Consider the following 20494-nt stretch of genomic DNA (forward strand, 5'->3'; position numbering starts at 1 on the left):
GCCCGCCCGGGGCGACGGTCAGCTCGGGGTGTGGCTCAGCCCCGCCGCGCGGCGTCGATCAGCTCGGTGACGGCGGCGGCAGCGGCGTCCGGCCGGCCGTGGCGGCGGGCGGCCTCTGCCAGGGCGTGCCGACGCTGCGCGTCGTCGAGCAACGTCAACAGTTCGGCGCGGAGTGCGGCGCCGGTGGCGTCGCCGCCGGTGAGCATCCGCGCCGCGCCGGCCTCGGCGAGGTGTCGGGCGGTCTGCCGCTGCTCGTCGCCGGAGGTCGGCACGAGTGGGATCAGGATTGCCGGTCGGCCCAACGCGGTCAGCTCGGCTACTGTGCCGGCGCCACTGCGCGCGACCACGATGTCGGCGGCAGCGAGCACGTCGGGCAGTTGCCCATGGATGTAGTCCACGACGCGGTAGCGGGCCTGTAGGTGAGTTGGCAGCTGCGCGGCGATCTGTCGCATGTGGGCCAGGCTGTACTCCCCACACTGGTGTAGCACCTGGCAGCGCTGCAGGACATCGGGGAGGACCTCGGCGACCATCTGGTTCACCTGCACCGCGCCCTGCGCCCCGCCGGTGACGAAGACCAGTGGCAGGTGCGGCTCCAGCCCGTAGGCGGCGCGGCCGGCAACCGGGTCTCCGGCGAGCATGTCGGGGCGGACCGGGTTGCCGGTGACCACCGCGCGGGCCTGGGCCCGCTTCGACAGATTCGTCAACGAGGAGGTGTGGCTCAGCAGCACCCGGCTGGCGAAGAGGGCGAGAATCCGGTTGGCCAGGCCCAGGTTGAGGGTCTGCTCGTGCATGACCAGGGGCCGCCGGGCCAGCCAGGCAGCCAAACCGATCGGGACGGCGACGTAGCCGCCGGTGGAGAGGACCACGTGCGGCCGGACCCGTAGTACGGTCGCCATGGCCTGCAGCACGCCGATCGGAATCCGGAACGCGTCAGTGATATTGCGCCACAGCTCCTGACGATTGGGGGACCGCCGTAACTTTCCGGTGGTGATGGCGCGGAAGGGCAGGCCCTCCTGCCGGGCGATCTTCGCCTCCAGGCCCTGCTCGACCCCGACCCAGAGGATGTCGGGCGCGGCGCCGGTCTCGGCGAGGCGGTCGCGTAGCGTCCGGATGGTCGTCAGCGCCGGGTAGGTGTGTCCCCCGGTGCCGCCGCCGGTGACGATGATCCGCAAGCCGTGGAGCTGTTGGGCACTGTAGACGGCCACGCGTTCCCCTGTGCAGGGTCCGTCCGGCTGGCAGCCTTGCCGGCGAGCCGGGATGGACTGAGCGAGCGTTCTGACGTTGTTCTAGATCGACTATAGCGTCAGCGGACTCCGTCGCTTCGTCGCCCGCCGCCGCATCGGGCGGAGCCGCTCCGGCGGCGGTGTTCGACACCCGTCCATTCCGGTTCTGCGGCGGGCGACACCACCGCCGGAGAGGATTGCCGGGTACGGCGGCGGGTAGGTAGCCGGGGTGCAGACGTTCCTTCCGTACCCGGACTTCCTGGCCAGCGCTGCCGCGCTGGACCAGCGTCGGCTCGGCAAGCAGCGGGTGGAGGCGATCCAGGTGCTGCGGGGGCTGACCCGGCCGGGTTATGGCTGGCGGCACCATCCGGCGGTGAAGATGTGGGCCGGCTACGAGGAGGCCCTGACCCGGTACGGGCTGGACGTGTGCGCGGTCTGGTGCGAGCCGGGTCGAGCCGACACCTGCGCCGCGACGCTGGTCGCCGACCTCACCGCCGCCCGGGGCATGCGTACCGTCCGCACCCAGGCTGAGTTGGCTGACGTCGGTGAGCTACCGCCCTGGCTGGGCCGCGACGACCTGCACCTGAGCCACCGCTCGTCGCTGCTGCGCAAGGACCCGGAGCACTATCGCCCACAGTTCGGCGACATCCCGATCGATCTGGAGTATGTCTGGCCCCGCTCTGATCGCGCCCCCGGTTAGGAGTGCGCCCTGCCGCCCGGTTGGGAAGAGGGGCACGCCGCCGGCGGGGAAGAGCTACCGGATCGTGACCGGCATCACCTGGAGGGGGCGGGGCGGCGGCTGCGTCGATATCGTCACCGCGGCGAAGTGGACCGGAGGGAGAGTTTCGGTGGCGGATGCGGAACTGCTTGTCGAGGTGGCCGGTCCGGTGGCGACCGTGGTGATCCACAACCCGGCCCGCCGAAACGCGATGACCTCGGCTATGTGGCGACGCCTGCCGGGGGTGCTCGATCGGCTGGAGGCCGACCCGGCGGTACGGGCCTTGGTACTCACCGGAGCCGACGGCACCTTCTGTGCCGGCGCGGACCTCGGTGACCTGGACGAGCTGCTGGACGCCGGTGATGCCAGTATCGCCGTCACGGCCGAGGAGCGGCTCGCCGCCTTCGCCAAGCCGACAGTCGCGGCGATTCGGGGCGCCTGCGTCGGCGGTGGTTGCCAACTCGCCGTCGCCTGTGACCTGCGGCTCGCCGCCGACGATGCGCGTTTCGGCGTACCTCCGGCCCGGCTCGGCCTGGTCTACCCGGCACCCACCACCCGCCGGCTGGCTCGGTTGGTCGGGCCGTCCACGGCGAAGGCCCTGCTCTTTACGGCGGAGCTGATCGACGCCGAGCGGGCGCTCCGGGTCGGTCTGGCGGACGAGGTGCTGCCCGCCGCCGCGCTCTCCGCCCGGGTCGGTGCGGTTACCGCCGCGGTTACCGCGCGGTCTCGGCTCAGCGTCATGGCGGCCAAGGAAATCATCGATGGGCGGGCGGACAACGACCGGATCGCCTGGTGGCACGGGCAGGTGCGGGCCAGCGGGGAGGCCCGGGAGGGCGTGGCAGCGGCCAACGAGCGCCGACCGGCGCGCTTTCCGTGGTCCCCGCCCGAGGCGGGGCCCGCCGAAACGGGCAGCACCGGGTAGCGGTTGGGTCGCGCCCGCCCTCGATCAGCGCGGTCGGGCGAGCAGGCCCCGGGGGCGGATCGAGTGGACCGGCTCGGTCGCACCGCCCTCTTCCCGCAGGATGTGGTTGGCCGCGAGGATGCCGGTGGCGGCGGACCGCTCCATCAGCGCGCTGGGGAAGTCGGTGTGGATGCCGTCGCCGGCCAGGTAGAGCCGGTCGGCGTCGGTGCGGACGCCGGGCCGCCCCGCGTGGCTGCCAGGCGGGAACGCGGGCGCCCGGGCCTCCACCCGGGCCCGCAGCTCGCGGATCCGCAGCCGCCCCGCCTCCGGCCAGAGGGGCCTCAGCTCGGTCCACATCCGTTCGGCCAACTCCTCGGCGGGTACGCCCGGTTCGCAGGCGTACGCGTGCAACTCCACCACCGCGCCGCCGTTGCGCTCCGCCCAGCGGCGGGACTCCTCCTCCAGCCGGTGGTAGAGCGTCACCGAGTCCAGGGTGGGCTGCCGGGAGACCCCGCTGAACACCGCCCGCCCGGGATCCACGTCCCCGGCGCACCAGTAGCGGGCCACCGCGTACGGGGGCCCGGGTCGGCCGAACGCGGGCATTCGCGTGACCAGGTCGGGAGCGGCTTCGGTGAGGATGGGGGAGGCCGCGACCAGCGCGGCGAGTGCCGGCGGGTCGACGGCGAGCACGACGTGCCGGGCCTCGTACGCGCCGGCGGTGCTCACCACCTGCCAGCTGGCGGCGTCGTGGTGCAGCCCGGTGACCGTGGCCTCGGTGACGACCCGGCCGCCGCGCTGCTCGATGTGCCGGGTGAGGGGCTGCCAGATCGACGTCGCGTAGTCCGCCGTGGGGCAGTCGAAGGCGAGCCCTTCCGGGTTGCCCAGCAGGTAGAAGTGGAACTGGGCGATCATTTCGGCGGCGGACATCTCCGCTTCGTGGTTGAAGAACGAGTGGGAGAAAACCTCGAAGAGCATCGCTCGGGCTCGGTCCGGCAGCCGGAGCGAGGTGAGCAGGGCGTCGGCGGTGGTGTCATCGAACTCGGCGTACGTCTGGATCGGGTCGTAGCGCAGCAGCGGCAGCGCGGCGTCCCGGTTCATCGCGCGCAGGTCCCGCAGGCGCAGGCTGGGGCTGCGGAGCAGGAGGGCGAGCAGGTTCGCTGGCGCCGCGGGCGGCAGCTTGCCGAACTCCTCGGTCGGCCAGCGCGCGGACAGGACCGGGTAGCGCGGGATCTGCCGGAGGAAGCCCAACGCCGGGTCGACCCGGCGGAGGATGTTCCGCCAGTTGTAGTACTGGCGGAAGAAGGCGTGGAACCCGTGTTCGTTGGTCCGAGTGCCGTCGGGCGAGGCCTCCGGCCATGCGCCGAGCCTTCCGCCGACGGTGGGGGCGGCTTCCAAGACGGTGACCGGAACTCCCCGCTCGGCCAGCACCACCGCGGCGGACATACCGGCGATTCCGCCGCCGACCACCACGGTGGGCGCGGGGTGCGGCAGCCGTGAGGAACCGCCGCCGGCGGGGTCCACCACGTGTTCGCGTACGCCGAGCAGCCGACCCGCCATTTGCGACAGCGCCATCGCCCCAGTTTGCCGGAGTCGTGCTGGCGTTGAGAATGGACTCGCGGTACTGATCCGTCGCACTCGTGATCACTGGGCTGCGCGAGCGCTACCGACTGTTTACCATGCGCCACATGACGGGGCCCTTCGATCGTGTGTGGTGGAGCGGCCGGCGGTTCCGAGGCAACAGCGACCCCTGGGCCCACTACGTGGTCTGCGGCCACGACGCACTGGCCTACTGGGTGGTCAAGTCGCTGCTCGGCACCGAGCCGCAGCTCGCCCGGATCCGGATCACGCTGGTGGTGCCCGAGCGGCAGCGGACGGACAGCCCCGACGGTCGAGATCTCGACGGCATCGAGGTCATCCGGGCCGACCGGCTCGACGAGGTGACGTTTCGCGATGCCCGCCTGGACCGGGCTGAGGGTTTGGCGCTGCTGCACCAGGACGACGTGGGCAACATGCACGCCGCGCTCTGTGCCCAGGAGGTGCAGCCGAGGCTGCGGTTGGTGGTGCGGATGTTCAACACCAGCCTGGCCAACGGGGTGCGAGAGATCTTCCCCGACTCGGCGGTGCTCTCCGACGCCGCGATGGCGGCCCCCGCCTTCGTCGCCGCCGCGTTGGGTGAGGTCGCGCCGGCGCACTTTCGGCACGGCGGGCGGACCCTCTATGTGGCCCGCCGCGCCGATCTCCGCGACACGAACGTCGTCTGCCCGGTGGCGGATACCCGGGACCCGCGGGAGGTCCGGGTCCTGCCTGCGGACGAGACCGCCGCCGACGTGGTGCTCGCTGAGGCGGCCGGTACGCCACCGGGAACCGAGGTGGCCGCGCGCCGACTGCGTCGGGCCCGGCGATGGCGCCGGCCGGTCTCGATGCTGCTCCGGGCGGTCCGTGGCTTCGCCACCCGCCGGATCGGTGTCGCCGTGTTGGTGCTGCTGGCGGTGATCGTCGTGCTCGGTGGCCTCTACGCCAGCACCGCCGAGGTGAGCTGGGGGCAGGCGCTCTACCTGACCCTGGTCACCGCCCTGAGCGGGCAGGACCCGGACGCTGCCAAGCCGGTCGGCGAGCAGATCCTCCAGGTGGTGCTCAATCTCTCCGGGCTGGCGCTGATCCCGTTGATCACCGCTGTGGTGGTGGACGGCCTCGTCAACGCCCGGCTGGCGCTGCACTCCGGTCGGCCCCTGACCGACCGTTCCGGGCACGTGGTCGTGGTCGGCCTCGGCAACATCGGCACCCGGGTGACCGCCCAACTCCGCGACTTCGGGGTCGAGGTGGTCGCCATTGACAAGCAGGCGGACGCGCGGGGCGCCGAGCTGGCCCGGCGGCTCGGTGTGCCGCTGGTGGTCGGGGACGCCTCCACCGAGGAGACCCTGCGTGCCGCCTCGGTCGGTACCTGCCAAGCCCTCGTCGTGGTCTCCACCGACGACGGGGTGAACTTGCGGGCCGCGCTGACCGCCCGCTCCCTGAACGACGACGTTCAGGTAGTGCTGCGGCTCTTTGACGGGCACTTCGCCGAGCGCGTCCAGCGGTCCTTCGGCATCGGCGTCTCGCGCAGCGTGTCGTACCTGGCGGCGCCGTCGTTCGCCGGTGCCCTGCTGGACCGTGCCGTCATCGCCACCATCTCGGTCGGCCGGCACGCCCTGTTGGTCACCGAGGTACCGGTCGCCGCCGGCTCCTCGCTCGAAGGCCAGCCGCTCGCCGCCGTTGGCCGGACGGGCAGTGTCCGGCTCCTCGCCCACGCCCGTTTCGGCCAGCGGTATGAGTGGGAGGTCGACCACCGGTTAGTGATTATGGCCGGGGACCGGTTGACGGTGGTTGCCCGCCGGGCCGGGCTGAACGCCCTGCTCCGTGCGACCGGCCCCCTCGATTCAGAGGTTTCCGAGCCCCCGGCCGGCTCGTCCCCGCAGGTCGCGGCACCCCCGGCCGGCTCGTCCCCGCAGGCCGCGGCACCCCCGGCCGGCTCGTCCCCGGAGGCCGTAACGCCCCCGGCTGGCCCGCCACTGCCGCGGGAGGGGGAGCAGGACGCTTCAGTTGGTCAACAACCCGACTCTTCCGACTAGCCCCGGGTCACCATCGATTGGTCAGGAGAGTGCGCCGCTGAGGACCTCGACCGCACCGGTGTCGAGGGAGTAGTAGGCGCTGACAATGGCGAGTTCCTGCTCTGCCACGAGCGGGGCGAGGTCCGGGTTAGAGCGCAGGTCGTTCGCGGTCAACTCGGCCTGGGCTCGGACCATGGCATCGACCGGGTCGTCACCCCCTGCTGCGGCTGCCTGTTCGTACGCCGGCTGCAGGGCCGTGACGATTTCCGCCAGGTTGCCGGGCAGTGTTTCGCCGTCACTAAGGGCGGCGTGCGCCGCCTTGATGGCGCCACAACGTTGATGACCGAGGACCACGATGAGCGGCGTGCCGTTGGCCAGCGGCCCGTACTCGACAGAACCGGTGACCACCGGGCTGACCACCTCGGCCCCGGTGCGCGTCGCGAAGAGGTCGCCCAGGCCGACGTCGAAGATGAGCTCCGGTGGCACCCGCGAGTCAATGCAGGAGAGGACGGCCGCGAAGGGCTTCTGCTCTTGGGCTAGGGCCTGACGCCGGGCCGGGTCCCGGTTGGGGTTCTGCGGTTCGCCCTTTACCCACCGCTGGTTGCCCTCCAGTAGCCGCTCGAGTGCTGCCTCGGGTGTGGTGGGCGGCGCTTCGGGTGATGCGCTGTTCGCTGCCGAGGGTTCCTCCGTCGATGAGCAGCCCGCGAGCGCGGCCACGGTGCCGACAAGCGCACCGGAGAGCAACATCCTCCGATTCGGGCGTACAACTTTATTCATTAATTTCCCCTGAACTAGTTTATAGTCAGACTCTCACCTTTAGCAGGGGAATTATACGTCGAAGCTCCCATAGACGGACACAGCGGGCGTATTCTCGGTGATCCGCTGGCGGCAGGTGGTGGGTTTGGCGCGTAGCCCCTCGCCGCCGCCGGACGGGCAGCTCCACGCCTCGATCCGCGCGATAGCGGTCCGAGTCAGTCCGCGTGCTCGGCGGTCCGCCTCCGATGGTCCTGGTCGATCCTCCTGGGCAGCGGAATGTCATCCCAGGGCACCCGATGCAGCACCCGGTCCAGCAGGAGGCCGAGGAGCAGCCCGGCGATCGAGTCGGTCAACCAGTGCCAGCCCAGATACATGGTCGTGGTGAACACCACCAGGGGCGGGACGACCCGTACCGCGATGGCGAGCCGGGGTGGCAACGTGCGACCGTACGTCTCCAGCAGCCGGGCGAGGAGCAGGACGATCACGCCGTACCAGATGATCGTGTTGACGACGTGGCCGGACGGGTAGGAGCGGGCGAACTGCAGCGGCAGCTCGTGCTGGAAGAGCGGCAGGGTCTGCTCCGGCGCGAGGAAGGGTTCGCGCACGCTGGCGCTGGGCGCGGGCCGGGCCGTCGTCACCTTGAGCGCGCCGACGACGAGGTTGATCAGCACGAGCCCGGCGACCGGCGGCAGCAGCGGGCGGGCGGAGCGGTGTCGCACGGCGAGCAGAACGCCGAGCCCGACGGCGGTCAGGGTCAGCGGGCCGCCCTGGCCGAGATAGTTGAGGAGCCACGCGATCCAGTACGCCGGGGCCGGGCGGTGCGCATCCGACCAGTCGGCCACCGCCCGGTCGAGGTCGAAGAGGTGACCGGCGGCGAGGGCGGCGGTCAGAGCCACCAGACCGGCGAGGAGTAGCCCGTCGAACCACCAGCCGGCCGGGTGGACCGGCCGGAGCCGTACCGCTCGCCACCGGGTCGTCACCTGCCGCATCTCGGCCACGCTACCGGCCCGCGCGGCCCCCGGCCGGACCCGGTGGCTGTGTGCCGAACCACGCGGGGAGGCGTTCCGGCGGGGGAGGGCGCAAACTGGAGTGCGTGCGGATCACCTCGGCTCTCGTTGACCCGGCGCTGCTCGATCTTCCCTGGTCGACCCCGCTGGTGGAGTGGCCGGCGCAGCACCTGGTGGCGCTGCCGCAGGGCATCTCTCGACATGTTGTCCGGTTCGTCCGACTTGGCGGTTACGTGTACGCGGTCAAGGAGACCGGTGAGCGGGTGGCCGAGCGGGAGTACGACCTGCTGCGGGCCCTGGAGCGGATCGACTTCCCGACCGTGGAGGCGGTGGCGATCGTCGCCGACCGGCAGACCGAGGCCGGGGAACCGTTGGACCCGGTGTTGATCACCCGGCACCTCCAGTTCTCCCTGCCCTACCGGGCGCTCTTCTCGCACACGTTGCGCCCGGAGACGATGCAGCGGCTCCTCGACGCGTTGGCCGCGCTGCTGGTACGGATGCACCTGACCGGCTTCTTCTGGGGCGACTGCTCGCTGTCGAACACGCTCTTCCGTCGGGACGCGGGCGCGTTCGCGGCCTACCTGGTGGACGCGGAGACCGGGGTGCTGCACCGCTCGTTGTCGAACGGGCAGCGCGGCGAGGACCTGGAGATCGCCCGGGTGAACATCTTCGGTGAGGCGCTGGACCTACAGGCGGCCGGGCTGCTGCACGAGTCGATCGACCCGGCGGCGGTCTGCGAGGAGGTCGTGCAGCGGTATGAGCGGCTGTGGCATGAGATCACCTACGAGCAGCAGATCGAGCGGGAGGCGCGGCACGACATCGAGGGCCGGATCCGTGGGCTCAACGAGCTGGGCTTCGACGTAGCCGAGATCGCCGTGTCGACGATCGACGACGGGCGGTATCTGGTGCGGCCGAAGGTGGTCGACGCCGGCTACCACACCCGGCGGCTGCTGCGCCTGACCGGCCTGGACGCGGAGGAGAACCAGGCTCGTCGGCTCCTCAACGACCTGGACGCCTACCGGGCCGAGAGCGACCTGGTCGATGAGCAGCAGGCGGCGCACCGCTGGCTGACCGAGGTCTTCGAGCCGGTGGTCCGCGCCGTACCGGCACACCTGCGCCGCAAGCTGGAACCGCAGGAGATCTTCGCGCAGATCATCGAGCACAAGTGGCTGCTCTCCCAGCGGGCCGGCCGGGATGTTGGCATGGCCCCGGCGGTGCAGTCGTACCTCGGGGACGTGCTGGCGCACCGCCCCGACGAGCAGGCGGTGCTCGGGGTGGAGATCCCGCCCCCGGGCTGACCGGCGGCCGGCGCCGGCGTGGTCCGGCATCGCCCGCGTCGGCTGGGTCAGTCCAGCCAGGTGCCGGCGCGCATCACCCGGACCACGTTCAGGTCGTCGTCGAGCACCACCAGGTCCGCTCGGAGACCGGGTTGGAGGGCGCCGACCTGATCGCCGAGACCGATCGCACGGGCGGGCGTGGTGGTCACCATCCGGGCGGCCTCCGAGACGGCGACCCCGGTGGCGACCGCGTTCCGGAAGGCGGCATCCATCGTCAGCGTGCTGCCGGCGACCGCCCCATCGCTGGCGAGCCGGGCCACGCCGGCAGCCACGGTGACCCGCTGGCCGCCCAGCTCGTACTCGCCGTCGGGCTGGCCGGCGGCGGCCATCGCGTCGGTGACCAGGGCGGTCCGCTCCACACCGGCGGTGGTGGTGGCGAAGGCGAGCATGCCGTCGTGTAGGTGCACTCCGTCGGCGACCAACTCGCAGACCACGGAGGGGGCTTCCAGCAGGGCGATCACCGGCCCTGGCTCCCGGTGGTGCACCGGGCGCATCCCGTTGAACAGGTGGGTGGCGACGCTGGCGCCGGCGGCGATGGCGGCCTGGGTCTGCTGGTACGTGGCGTCGGTGTGGCCGACCGCCGCGGTCACCCCGTGGGCGGTGAGCAGCTTGATCGCCGCGGTCGCTCCCTCGCGCTCCGGGGCGAGGGTGACCATCCGGATCGTCCCGTGGCCCAGCTCCAGCAGCTCGGTCAGCTCCTCGGTTGAGGGGTCGCGTAGGTACGCCGGGTTCTGCGCCCCGCAGCGGGCCGCGGAGAGGTACGGACCCTCGAAGTGGATTCCGGCGAGCACCCCTTCGGCCACCAGCGGCCGGTAGGCGGTGGTGGCGGCGCGCATCAGCTCGAACGGCGAGCTCACCAGGCTGGCCAGCAGGGTGGTGGTGCCGTGTCGGAGGTGGAAGCCGGTGGCGGCGCGGGCCTCGTCGGCGTCTCCGGTGGTGAAGGTGTGCCCACCGCCGCCGTGGGTGTGAATGTCCACGAAGCCGGGGAGGATCCAGTGCCCGTCGCGCCCGGACGGGTACTCGGCGACCGCGGTGATCTGCTCGTTGTTGATCTCTACGCAGCCCTGGTGGATCACTCCGGCCGGGGTCACCACCCTGCCGGTCACCCGTACCGTCATCGCTTCTCCAGGCTGTCGAGGGCGAGCAGGGCGGCGCCGATGCAGCCCGCCTCGGCACCGAGGGCCGCCGGGACCAGCCGCGGCTCGCGGTGGAAGGTCATCCGGTCGTGTAGTGCGGCCCGCAGCGGGTCGAGAAGTTGGGCGTCGGCACGGGCCAGCCCGCCGCCGAGCACGACCGTCTCCACGTCGAAGAGCGCCTGGCCGATGGCGAGGCCGTCGGCGAGGGCCGTGACCGCCTCTGTCCAGACCTGCTGGGCCAGCGGGTCGCCGGCGGCGGCGCGGGCGGCCACCTCGGCCGCGCTCGGCCCCGGTGTGCTGTCGGCCAGCTCCGCATAGCGGCGGGCGACCGCCGAGGCGGACGCGATCGCCTCCAGACAGCCCACCTGCCCGCAGCCGCAGCGTGGTCCGCCGGGGCGGACCAGGATGTGGCCGAGCTCCCCGGCAGCTCCGTGCGCCCCGGTGGCGGCTGTTCCGTCGATCACATGAGCGGCGGCGATGCCGGTGCCGATGGCGACGAAGAGGACGTGTCGGTCGGCCCGGCCGGCGCCGAGGCGCGCTTCGGCGACACCGCCGACGCGGACATCATGGCCGAGCACCGCCGGCATCCCGAGCCGGGTCGTGGCCAGGGCCCGCAGCGGCACGTCGCGGAAGCCGATGTTGGACGACCAGATCGCCACCCCCGCCGCTTCGTCGATGACGCCCGGGGCAGCGAGGCCGAGCGCCACCGGGGTGAGCCCGTCGTGGCGGGCCGTGTCCGCCAGGGCCGCGGCGACGTCGAGGATGGTGTCGACCACCGCCACCGGGCCGCGCGCGGTCTGGGTCGGGTGGTGCTCGGTGCGCGCGACCGCGCCGTCCCGATGCACCAGAGCGCACTTCATACCGCTGCCGCCAACATCGATGGCGACCACGACCTGCTGTCGGTCGGGTACGCCGACCGGAGCGCCCGGCGCCCCGCCCAGCTCCCCGCTGCTCATGCCAGAACCACGGAGCGGGCGAGGTGCCGCGGTGCGTCAGGGTCGAGGCCACGGCTGGTGGCGAGCGTGACGGCGAAGCGCTGCGCCAGGATCAGGTCGGCCATCGGGTCCAGTGGTGTGCGACCGGCGGCCCAGTTTCCAATCACGCTGCGGCACCCGTGGGTGCGGCTGTGCACGAAGGCGGCGCCGGTGGCTGCCACATCCTCCGCAAGCCCCTCGGGCAGCTCCCCGAAGGCCCAGACCAGCCGGCCCGGTGCGGCGACGGAGATCGGGCCGTGCCGGTAGTCCATGGCCGGGTACGCCTCGGCCCAGAAGGTGGCGGCCTCGCGGCACTTCAGCGCCGCCTCGTGGGCCAGCCCGACGGTCCACCCCCGGCCCAGGAAGGTGACCTGTTCGATCTGGGCGGGGTCGATCGGTAGGGGGGCGCGCACCGCCACCTCGGCGTCGGCGGAGAGCGCGGGGATGTTGTCGCCCAGGTGGGCACGGAGCAGGGCCAGCGCGGTCGTCGCGAAACGGGTCTGCACCACCGCGCGTTCGTCGGCGAAGGCCAACGGCACCGTGGCGTCGGCCAGGTCGGTGGCCGGGGCAGCGGGGTCACCGACCAGGACGGTGGTGGGCAGCACTCCGCGGAGCGCGGCGAGCAGATCGGTCACCTCGGTGGTGGTGCCGGAGCGGGTGATCGCGATCAGCCGGTCGTAGCGGCGGCCGGCGGGGAATTCGCTGGCCTGGAAGGCGTCGGTCTCGCCGTGGCCGGCGCGCTCGCGGCGGGCGGCGTAGGCCATCGCCATGAACCAGGAGGTGCCGCATCCCACGACGGCGACTCGCTCGCCGGGCTGGGGCAGCCGGTCGACCACCGAGGTGGCCAGCCGTGCCGCGGTCCGCCAGCAGTCGGGTTGACTCGCGATCTCCATGTCGACGTACGACATCAGGGTTCTCCAGAAACGTGCGCGATTTGGCTCGTTAGGCCCGGCTTTCGCGCGCTATTGTGCGCCGATTTGGGTGGTGATGGCAACCAGGCCGGGGATCGAGCAGAACTGGCGTTGCCTTTACGTAGTTTCGCGCACTAGTGTGCACGCACAATCACCAATCGTGCAGCCGCTGGAGGGCTCGGGGTGGACCGGTACGCGAGATGGAACGCCCTGCTCGAGATGCTGACCGACAGTGGACGGGTCAGTGTCGAGGGGGCCGCCGAGCGCCTGGCCGTCTCGCAGGCCACCATCCGTCGGGACTTCGACCAGCTCGCCCAGCAGCAGATGATCACGCGTACCCGGGGCGGGGCGGTCGCCAACGGCGTCTCGTATGACCTGCCGCTGCGGTACAAGTCCGCGAAGCACTCGGCCGAGAAGCAGCGGATCGGCGCGGCGGCCGCCGCGCTGGTGTCCCCGGGCACGGTGGTCGGCCTCAACGGCGGCACCACCAGCACCGAGGTGGCGCGGGCGCTGGCCGTACGGCCGGATCTGAACACCAACTCCGAGGGTGCCCAGCTCACCGTGGTCACCAACGCCCTCAACATCGCCAACGAGCTGCTGGTCCGGTCCCGGATGAAGGTCGTGGTCGCCGGTGGGGTGGTGCGACCGAAGTCGTTCGAGCTGGTCGGCCCGCTGGGTGGGGCCCTGCTGCGCGAGGTCACCCTGGATGTGGCCCTGCTCGGGGTGGACGCGGTTGACCCGCAGCTCGGCGCCGCCGCCCATCATGAGGGGGAAGCGGCGATGAACAGCCTGATGGTGGCGCGGGCGAAGCGGGTGGTGGTGATCGCCGACTCGTCCAAGCTGGGTGGCCACGCCTTTGCCCGGATCTGCCCGGTGGACCGGATGGAGACCCTGGTCACTGACTCCGGTGCGGCGCCCGAGGTGGTCGCCGCCTTCCGCGCCGCTGACGTGCGGGTTGTCTGCGCCTGAATCGTACGAGCAAACCTCCTATCACCGCTTTCCGCCACGATGCACGGATTGGGTATTGCGCAAAGGGTAGTACCGCGTATTGTGTCGTGAGTACCGCCAACGGGGAGGTGCAGCTTGACGGCTGTCCTGGAAATAGAAGGTCTGCAAAAGTCCTATCGAAGTCGAAGGCGCGGCACCCGCAACGCGCTCGACGGCTTTGACATGCGGGTGGAGTCGGGCCAGGTGCACGGCTTCCTCGGCCCGAACGGGTCGGGTAAGACGACCACCCTTCGTACGCTGCTCGGTCTCATCCGGCCCGATGGCGGTCGGATGAGACTGCTCGGGCACGAGGTCCCGGCCGACCTGTCAGTGGTCGCCGGTCAGGTCGGCGCGATCGTCGAGAGCCCACAGTTCTTCCCACACTTCACCGCCCGGGACACCCTGTCCCTGCTGGCCACCGCGGGCGAGGTCCGCTCCACCCGGGTCGACGAGGTGCTGGAGTTGGTGGGGCTGCGAGACCGGTCCCGGGAGCGGGTGAAGACCTACTCGCTCGGCATGAAGCAGCGGCTGGCCGTCGCCTCCGCCCTGCTGAAGGAGCCGCGACTGCTGATCCTGGATGAGCCCGCCAACGGGCTGGACCCGGGTGGCATCCGGGAGATGCGGGCGTTGATGCGGAACTTGTCCGAAGCGGGCACCACGGTGCTGCTCTCCAGCCACATCCTCGCCGAGATCCAACTGATCTGTGACTCGGTCACGATCATCTCGTTGGGCCGCCGGGTCGCGTTCGGCCCGGTGGAGAAGGTGCTGGCGGCCCACTCGGCCGGCACCGTCCGGGTGCGCCTGGAAGCGGTGGCCGACCTGCCGGAGGCGAGTGAGGCGCTGACCCGGGCTGGGTTCCACGTCACCCGGGAGCCGGGCCATCTGCTGCTCGCCGGGGTGGAGGAAGCCGCCATGGTGACCCGCCTCCTCGCCGGTCAGGGCCTGTACGTCAGCGAGCTGGTCTGGGTCGACGCCGATCTGGAAAGTGTCTTCCTCGACCTGACCGCCACCGCCCCGGCCCCAGGCCAAAGCCGGCAGGTTGACCAGCCGGCGCGGCCCGCGGCGGTGGGTCAGCGCAGCACAGGAGGGTGGGGCGCGTGAGTCTCTACCGTGCGGAACTACGCCGGCTGGTGCTGCGGCGCCTCACCCGCTGGGCGACCGTGCTGGGCCTGGCGGTGTTGGCAACCGTGGCCATCGGGGTCTTCCTGTCGAACCAGAAGATCGACGACGCGGCCCGGGCCAAGGCCGAGGTGGCCGCCGAGCAGTACTGGCAGCAGCAGGTGCGGCAGACCGAAGAGATTCGGGCCGAGTGCGAGCAGGCGGCGGCCCGGGGTGACCAGTCGGATCGCTTTCCCCCGGACTGTTCCCAGATCTCGCCCCCACCCCAAGACGTCTACCTGGCCGAACAGTACCTACCAGCCACCTTCGACTTTCGGGCCAGCTTCGGCGGGACGTTGATCGCGCTCGCGGCGATCCTGGCCCTGGTCGGTTTCGTGGTGGGCTCCTCCTTCGTGGGCGCCGAGTGGAACACCGGCGGCATGATGACCATGCTGTTGTGGCGGCCGAAGCGGGTGAGCGTTCTGCTGACCAAGCTGGCGGCCCTGCTCACCGGGCTGCTGGCGTTGGCGGTGACCACGACGGTGCTCTGGTTCGGCAGCTTCTGGCTGATCGCCAGCACGCGCGGCAGCACCGCAGGGATGACCACCGGCGCCTGGCAGTCCTTCGCCCTGACCAGCTTGCGTGGCGTGGTGCTCGCCTTGGTCGCCGCCGTTCTCGGTTTTGGGCTGGCCTCGCTCGGCCGGCACACCGCGATGGCGCTGGGCGGCGCGGTCGGGGTGGTGGTGGTCGGGCAGTTCGGTCTCGGAGTGCTGCTCAGCCTGACCGGAGCGAAGTTTGTCGAGGCATGGCTGCTTCCCACGTACGTGCAGGCCTGGATGCAGAAGGAGGTCGTCCTCCAGGACTGGCAGACGTGTCGGGTCAATCCCTTCGGTCAATGCGATCCGGAGACCCTGACCCTCACCTGGCAACACACGTCCGGGCTACTCGTGGCGGGGCTGGTGCTCATCCTCGGCGGGGCGTGCTGGGCGATTCGTCGTCGGGACGTCTCCTGACGCCCGCCGAACCGCCCCCGGACCGCGCTCGTCGGACAGGCTCGCCCGTCCGGTGAGGCCGTCCGGTGAGCCCGCTCGCCGGCCGGCCCGCCGCGCCGCTCGGCTGGCCGTCTCGTGCGGCTGGCCGAGCGGCGCACTAGGCTGAGGCACCCCCGGGCCGGCCGTACCGGGCCGACCGCCCTCGCGAGGAGTGTCATGCCGTCCGACACCGCCCCGACCGCCGCCGAGCCCTCCGGTGACGGGCGACCTGGCGATGGGCGTGGGCGCTCGGTCGTACCGCCGCCCCGGCCGGTGCCCGAGGTGGAGGCCGTCGCGTCGGCCAGCCTCGAGCCGGACGCCGTGGGGGTTGACGGTGGTGCGCCGGGGGAGGCCGTCGGCGGTGCGCCGTCGACCGACGCCGCGCCAGGGGAAGCCGTCGGCTCGACCGCCGGGCTGACCGAGCGGGAGCGCGACATCCTCGACTTCGAGCAGCAGTGGTGGCGGCACCCGGGCGCCAAGGAACAGGCGATCCGAGACCGGTTCGGCTGCACCGCCACCCGCTACTACCAACTGTTGAACGCGTTGCTGGACAACCCGGCTGCCCTGGCGGCCGAGCCGCTCCTGGTGGGGCGGCTGCGCCGCCTGCGCTCAGCCCGAGCCCGCGACCGACGTCGCTGAGGGGCCGGCACGACCGGCCCCTGCGGCCAGGTCAGCGCTTTTCGTGCATGCGCAGGCCGTTGCCGATGGCGAAGAAGGTCGGAGCCCACTCGCCGATGAAGATTCCCCAGCGGTCGGCGCGGGCCATGCCCGCCCGCTCCAGATGCTTGGAGAGGAACCAACTGCCAAACGACAGGCCAATGCTTACGAAACCCGCGAGATAGGCGTGCTCGGCTCGGAAGCCGGTCTCGTGTAGGCGCTGCAACATCCGCGATCCCCCTGTCGCAAAGGTCGGCTCGTGCCACGGAAGCCCGGCGGGCCACCAGTGCTGACGCTACCTTCTGCCGTGGTGGGGGACGGAGGATTCAGCAACGGAGTGTGAGGAAGATTCAGATAGGGCCAACTGGCTGATCCCTTCGTCCGGATCGTCAGTCCGCCCCGATTGAGCTGGACGCTCGCTGATCGGCCCGGCACACTGCCTCACGTGGCGAGTGATGTGCGGTTGGAACCGGTGAGTGAACGGAACCTCGAGTCGTTGCTCTCCGTAGCTGCGGCCGAGGCGGATCCGGCCGATGTCATGCCGCCGGTCGAGGCGCCGGCCGGCTGGTCGTACGCCCGGCGGGAGGCGTTCCGCGAGTTCCACCGGGCCAGCTTCGCCGGGTTGCCGGGCCCGACCCGCACCCGGATGTACGCCGTCCTGGCCGCCGGCGAGGTCGTCGGGGTGATCCGGATGACTCGCTGCGACGAGCCGGAGGCGGTCGAAACCGGGCTGTGGCTGGGGCGTTCGGCGCGGGGCCGCGGGATCGGATCGGCCGCGCTCCGGGAACTACTCCACAAGGCCGCCGCGGCCGGCATGCGCCGGGTGGTCGCGGCTACCACCCCCGACAACCGGGGTGCGCTCTCCGTTCTCATCACCTGCGGCGCGCGGCTGCGCGAAGCGGACGGCCAGGTCCACGCCGAGCTGTCGCTGGACGCCACGCCGACTGCTCACTGACGTTTCCGCGCGTACTCGGCCAGCCAGGTGACCTGGGCCGGGTCCAGGGAGGGGCGTACGCGGGTGCGGGCGACCGCGACGTGGGCGGTGGTCACCGTCGCCGCGGCGAGCGATTCGCGCATCGCGGCGAGCGCCGCCTCCCGGACCAGCGCCGCGCAGTCCGCGGCGGAGAAGCCGTCCAGGTCTCCGGCGAGCGCGCCGAGATCCACCTCTGGTGCGAGCGGCACGGTGCGCGACGCCGCCCGCAGGATCTCCGCGCGTCCCGCCTCGTCCGGCGGCGGGACGTAGACCAGCCGCTCCATCCGGCCGGGACGCAGAAGAGCCGGGTCGACCAGGTCCGGGCGGTTGGTCGCACCGACCACAACCACGTTGCGTAAGGATTCCACTCCGTCTAGTTCGGTGAGGAGGGCGGCCACCACCCGGTCGGCCGTACCGCCGTCGGTGGCCAGACCGCGTACCGGCGCCAGCGCGTCCACCTCGTCCAGGAAGACCAGCGTCGGCGCGGCCTCCCGGGCCCGGCGGAACAGCTCCCGCACCGCGCGCTCGCTCTCACCCACCCACTTCGACAGCAGCTCGGCGCCCTTCACCGCGAGCACGTTCGCCCGGCCGGAGCCGGCCAACGCCGTCACCAGGTACGTCTTGCCGCAGCCCGGGGGGCCGTAGAGCAGGACCCCGCGGGGCGGCTGCACCCCCAGCCGCGCGAAGGTGTCCGGATTGGTGAGGGGCCACAGCACCGACTCGGTCAGGGTCTGCTTGACCTCGGCTAGGTCCCCCACGTCGTCGAGGGTCACCGATGCCAGCTCCAGGGTCGACGCGGCCATCGTGGTCGGGCGGACCACCGCCAGCGCCGCGTGCAGGTCGGCCATCGTCATGCGGGGTTGCTCGACCGTCTTCTGCCGCAGGGCGGCCCGGACCCCCGCTTCGCGGACCAGCGCGGCCAGGTCGGCGGCGACGAAACCGGGCGTACGTGCCGCGACCTCGTCCAGCCGTACGTCCTCGGCGAGCGGCACCGGTCGGGTCAGCACCCCGAGCTGCTCCCGGCGCAGGGCGGCGTCCGGTAGCGGGACGCTGATCCGCAGCGAGAGCAGGTCCGGGGCACGCAGGGCGGGGTCCACGGCGTCGAGACGGCTGGTGGTGCAGACCACGGCGGCTCCGGCCGCGACGGCCTCGGCCACCACCTGGCGGAAGACGGTGGCCACCGGGCCGGGCGCGGCTGCCGGGGCGAGCGCCTCCACATCGGTGACCAGCAGGACGGCGGGTTCGTCAACGCGTACCGCGGCGGCGGCGGCCCGCAGTTGCTCGGCGGCGGCCGAGTTGGTCAACGCGGCGAGCTCCGGCCCCCAGAGCGGCCGAACCCGCGCACCGACCCGGTCGGCGACCGCGCGCACGAGCGCGGACTTGCCGGACCCGGCCGGGCCGTCGAGGAGCACCCCGAGTGCCACCGTGGTGCCGAGCCGGCGCAGCACCGCACCGCGGTGGAAGCCGAGGTCGAGCAGCTCGGTCAGCTCCTCGGCCTGGGCGCGCAGCCCGGGTAGCTCCTCCACTGTGGGCGCCGTCGGGCCGGTCGTCTCCGTCGGCTCGGCGTCCCGTGCCCCGGTGGGCGAGGCGGCCCGGGGCAGGGCCTCGGCGGGGGAGAGTGCCCGGGACGCCGCCAGGCCGTGAGTGGCGGGGCCGTGCTCCCACCCGACGGTGGTCTCCATCGTGACCAGCGCCGCCGACGCCGGTGCGGCGGCGGTGACGGTGAGCAGGGTGCTGGTCCAGGCGTAGCCGACCCGGTTGGCCAGGCTCTGTCGGGCCGCCGTCAGGAGGCCACGTAGCGCCGGGTCGGGCAGCGCCTCCGGGGGCAGCGCCTCCGGGGGCGGCAACTCCTGCGGCAGCAGCGAGATGTCGTCGCCGGGGGTGACCACCTTGCCGAGGAGGGCGAGCCGGAGCAGCTCCGGGGAGATGGCCGCGACCACCTGCGGCGCGCCGGTGAGCACCACCCGGGTGGCGGCGGTGACCGGGGTGGGGCCGACGGTGACCTCACCGCCGTCGCGCAGGCCAAGGTTGCCCAGGGTCAGGTCGTCGGCGTATAGCAGCCCGGGGGTGGCCTCCGGCTCACTCGCCGCGGCACGGGCGGCGGTGACCCGCCGACCGGCCAGCCGGACCGGGTCGCCGGGGTGGATCCCCAGCGTGGTGAGCACCTCCGGGTGCAGCCGCACGACGCCCCGTCGGGCGTCGAGCGCGGCTGGCTGTCGGCTGGCGGTGAGTACGAGCTCCGGTCCCCCCACCCACCGAACCCTAGCCGGTGCGCGGAAGGGGTCTCGGTAACCGCTGCGGTGGCGCGACAGCCGTCCCCAGGTCCCGGTACGGCGCTGGTCGTGGTGGACCTGGCTCGGCTTCGGCGCGGACTCGGCACCCGCCTGCTTTGCCAATTTGGCAAGGACCTTTGCGAGCTCGGGTGGTGCTGCCGGAGGGTGGCACTTCCGCGTAATCCGGTTATCGGCAGAGGAGCCTGTGATGACTGACTTGGACGCCATCTTCAACGTTGACTACTGGGACCAGCGATACAGCGCGACCGGGCAGGTGTGGAGCGGCGACCCCAATCCCGTGCTCGTCGAGGAGGTCGCCCCCCTTGCCCCTGGTACGGCCCTGGAGGTGGGTTGCGGCGAGGGCGCGGACGCCATCTGGCTGGCGGAACACGGCTGGCAGGTCACCGGCGTGGACTTCTCCGCGCAGGCCCTCGCCCGCGCCGCCGAGCGCGTACCCGCCTCCCTGGCCGAGCGACTGCGGTGGCAGCGGGCGGACATTCGCGACTGGCAGCCCGACGACGGCCCCCGCTATGACCTGGTAGCCACGTCCTACCTGCACTTCCCCGGGGCGCTGCGGCGACGGGTGTTCGCCACGCTCGCCACCCGGGTGGCCCCGGACGGCCACCTGCTGATCGTCGGGCACCACCCCAGCGACCTGGACACCGCCGTGCGCCGACTACAGGAACCTGACCTGCTGTACACGGCCGACGAGTTGGCGCAGGCCCTGCCCGCCGACGACTGGGAGGTGCGTACCCGCGCTGCCCGCCCGCGCGCCGCCACCACACCGGACGGCACGCCGGTGACCATCCACGACACCGTGCTCACCGCCCGCCGCATCGGTTGATGTCGGCAGCACCGGACCGGCGCCCAGTCCCGCACCGGACCGGCGCCCAGCCAGCGTTGGTAGCCGGGGCCGGTCGCGAGC

The 20494-nt window shown here is 72.2% G+C and carries 18 protein-coding genes and 1 pseudogene; 10 read left to right on the top strand and 9 right to left on the bottom strand.

Annotation, left to right across the window (positions count from 1 at the left end; translation table 11 throughout):
- Window positions 1-35: 35 nt before the first annotated feature.
- Window positions 36-1205 carry a UDP-N-acetylglucosamine--N-acetylmuramyl-(pentapeptide) pyrophosphoryl-undecaprenol N-acetylglucosamine transferase gene (locus K228_RS0114880; protein ID WP_025619153.1) on the bottom strand — a complete coding sequence of 390 codons (1170 nt, stop codon included), beginning with the start codon at window positions 1203-1205 and terminating at the stop codon, window positions 36-38.
- A 247-nt stretch (window positions 1206-1452) separates the two neighbouring features.
- Here K228_RS0114880 and K228_RS0114885 point away from each other — a divergent pair, with 247 nt between their 5' ends.
- Entirely contained in the window at window positions 1453-1923 is a 471-nt protein-coding gene (locus K228_RS0114885) for an MSMEG_6728 family protein (protein ID WP_025619154.1), read from the top strand.
- A 109-nt stretch (window positions 1924-2032) separates the two neighbouring features.
- Window positions 2033-2863 (top strand): enoyl-CoA hydratase/isomerase family protein, encoded by an 831-nt coding sequence (locus tag K228_RS0114890; protein WP_050580994.1) that lies wholly within the window; start codon window positions 2033-2035, stop codon window positions 2861-2863.
- A gap of 24 nt (window positions 2864-2887) precedes the next feature.
- On the opposite strand, the gene K228_RS0114895 is transcribed toward K228_RS0114890, so the two are convergent.
- Window positions 2888-4414 carry an FAD-dependent oxidoreductase gene (locus K228_RS0114895; protein ID WP_025619156.1) on the bottom strand — a complete coding sequence of 509 codons (1527 nt, stop codon included), beginning with the start codon at window positions 4412-4414 and terminating at the stop codon, window positions 2888-2890.
- A 104-nt stretch (window positions 4415-4518) separates the two neighbouring features.
- On the opposite strand from K228_RS0114895, the gene K228_RS0114900 reads away from it, so the two are divergent.
- Entirely contained in the window at window positions 4519-6450 is a 1932-nt protein-coding gene (locus K228_RS0114900) for an NAD-binding protein (protein ID WP_025619157.1), read from the top strand.
- Between the two features lie 21 nt (window positions 6451-6471).
- Here K228_RS0114900 and K228_RS0114905 read toward each other — a convergent pair whose 3' ends face one another.
- Window positions 6472-7041: a carbonic anhydrase gene (locus K228_RS0114905; RefSeq protein ID WP_025619158.1), complete on the bottom strand. Its 570-nt coding sequence runs from the start codon at window positions 7039-7041 to the stop codon at window positions 6472-6474.
- A 359-nt stretch (window positions 7042-7400) separates the two neighbouring features.
- Window positions 7401-8236 (bottom strand): annotated as a pseudogene (locus tag K228_RS0114910) (phosphatase PAP2 family protein).
- A gap of 42 nt (window positions 8237-8278) precedes the next feature.
- On the opposite strand from K228_RS0114910, the gene K228_RS0114915 reads away from it, so the two are divergent.
- Complete coding sequence (locus K228_RS0114915) at window positions 8279-9490, top strand: DUF4032 domain-containing protein (protein WP_025619159.1); 1212 nt, start codon at window positions 8279-8281, stop codon at window positions 9488-9490.
- A gap of 47 nt (window positions 9491-9537) precedes the next feature.
- Here the strand turns inward: K228_RS0114915 and nagA are convergent, their stop codons facing one another.
- The 3 genes from nagA to K228_RS0114930 are packed head-to-tail and all read right to left on the bottom strand — an operon-like array spanning window position 9538 to window position 12547.
- Window positions 9538-10647, bottom strand: a complete 1110-nt coding sequence (nagA, locus tag K228_RS0114920; protein WP_025619160.1) for an N-acetylglucosamine-6-phosphate deacetylase — start codon at window positions 10645-10647, stop codon at window positions 9538-9540.
- A complete protein-coding gene (locus K228_RS0114925; RefSeq protein WP_025619161.1) occupies window positions 10644-11621 on the bottom strand; it encodes an ROK family protein in 978 nt (325 codons plus the stop codon). The genes nagA and K228_RS0114925 overlap by 4 nt, the downstream gene beginning before the upstream one ends.
- Window positions 11618-12547, bottom strand: coding sequence for an SIS domain-containing protein (locus K228_RS0114930; RefSeq protein WP_025619162.1), 930 nt, complete (start codon window positions 12545-12547; stop codon window positions 11618-11620). Before K228_RS0114930 ends, K228_RS0114925 begins: the two co-directional genes overlap by 4 nt.
- 186 nt (window positions 12548-12733) lie before the next feature.
- Here K228_RS0114930 and K228_RS0114935 point away from each other — a divergent pair, with 186 nt between their 5' ends.
- The 4 genes from K228_RS0114935 (at window position 12734) to K228_RS0114950 (ending at window position 16305) form a co-directional block, all read left to right on the top strand.
- Complete coding sequence (locus tag K228_RS0114935) at window positions 12734-13519, top strand: DeoR/GlpR family DNA-binding transcription regulator (protein ID WP_025619163.1); 786 nt, start codon at window positions 12734-12736, stop codon at window positions 13517-13519.
- 141 nt (window positions 13520-13660) lie between these two features.
- Window positions 13661-14638 carry an ATP-binding cassette domain-containing protein gene (locus K228_RS0114940; RefSeq protein WP_281171585.1) on the top strand — a complete coding sequence of 326 codons (978 nt, stop codon included), beginning with the start codon at window positions 13661-13663 and terminating at the stop codon, window positions 14636-14638.
- Complete coding sequence (locus K228_RS0114945) at window positions 14635-15648, top strand: ABC transporter permease subunit (RefSeq protein WP_025619165.1); 1014 nt, start codon at window positions 14635-14637, stop codon at window positions 15646-15648. Before K228_RS0114940 ends, K228_RS0114945 begins: the two co-directional genes overlap by 4 nt.
- 195 nt (window positions 15649-15843) lie before the next feature.
- Window positions 15844-16305, top strand: a complete 462-nt coding sequence (locus K228_RS0114950; protein WP_025619166.1) for a DUF3263 domain-containing protein — start codon at window positions 15844-15846, stop codon at window positions 16303-16305.
- A 31-nt stretch (window positions 16306-16336) separates the two neighbouring features.
- Here K228_RS0114950 and K228_RS0114955 read toward each other — a convergent pair whose 3' ends face one another.
- On the bottom strand, window positions 16337-16552 hold the full coding sequence (locus K228_RS0114955) for a hypothetical protein (protein WP_011904173.1): 216 nt from the start codon (window positions 16550-16552) through the stop codon (window positions 16337-16339).
- Between the two features lie 216 nt (window positions 16553-16768).
- Here K228_RS0114955 and K228_RS0114960 point away from each other — a divergent pair, with 216 nt between their 5' ends.
- Window positions 16769-17278, top strand: a complete 510-nt coding sequence (locus tag K228_RS0114960; RefSeq protein WP_025619167.1) for a GNAT family N-acetyltransferase — start codon at window positions 16769-16771, stop codon at window positions 17276-17278.
- On the opposite strand, the gene K228_RS0114965 is transcribed toward K228_RS0114960, so the two are convergent.
- Window positions 17272-19548 carry an AAA family ATPase gene (locus K228_RS0114965; RefSeq protein WP_025619168.1) on the bottom strand — a complete coding sequence of 759 codons (2277 nt, stop codon included), beginning with the start codon at window positions 19546-19548 and terminating at the stop codon, window positions 17272-17274. The two genes, K228_RS0114960 and K228_RS0114965, sit on opposite strands and share 7 nt — an antisense overlap.
- A gap of 229 nt (window positions 19549-19777) precedes the next feature.
- On the opposite strand from K228_RS0114965, the gene K228_RS0114970 reads away from it, so the two are divergent.
- The gene (locus K228_RS0114970) at window positions 19778-20413 is read left to right on the top strand and encodes a class I SAM-dependent methyltransferase (protein WP_025619169.1); all 636 of its coding nucleotides are present in this window, start codon (window positions 19778-19780) and stop codon (window positions 20411-20413) included.
- The last annotated feature ends 81 nt before the right edge of the window (window positions 20414-20494 follow it).

It is taken from the genome of Salinispora cortesiana, from assembly GCF_000484695.1.
Lineage (GTDB): Bacteria > Actinomycetota > Actinomycetes > Mycobacteriales > Micromonosporaceae > Micromonospora > Micromonospora cortesiana.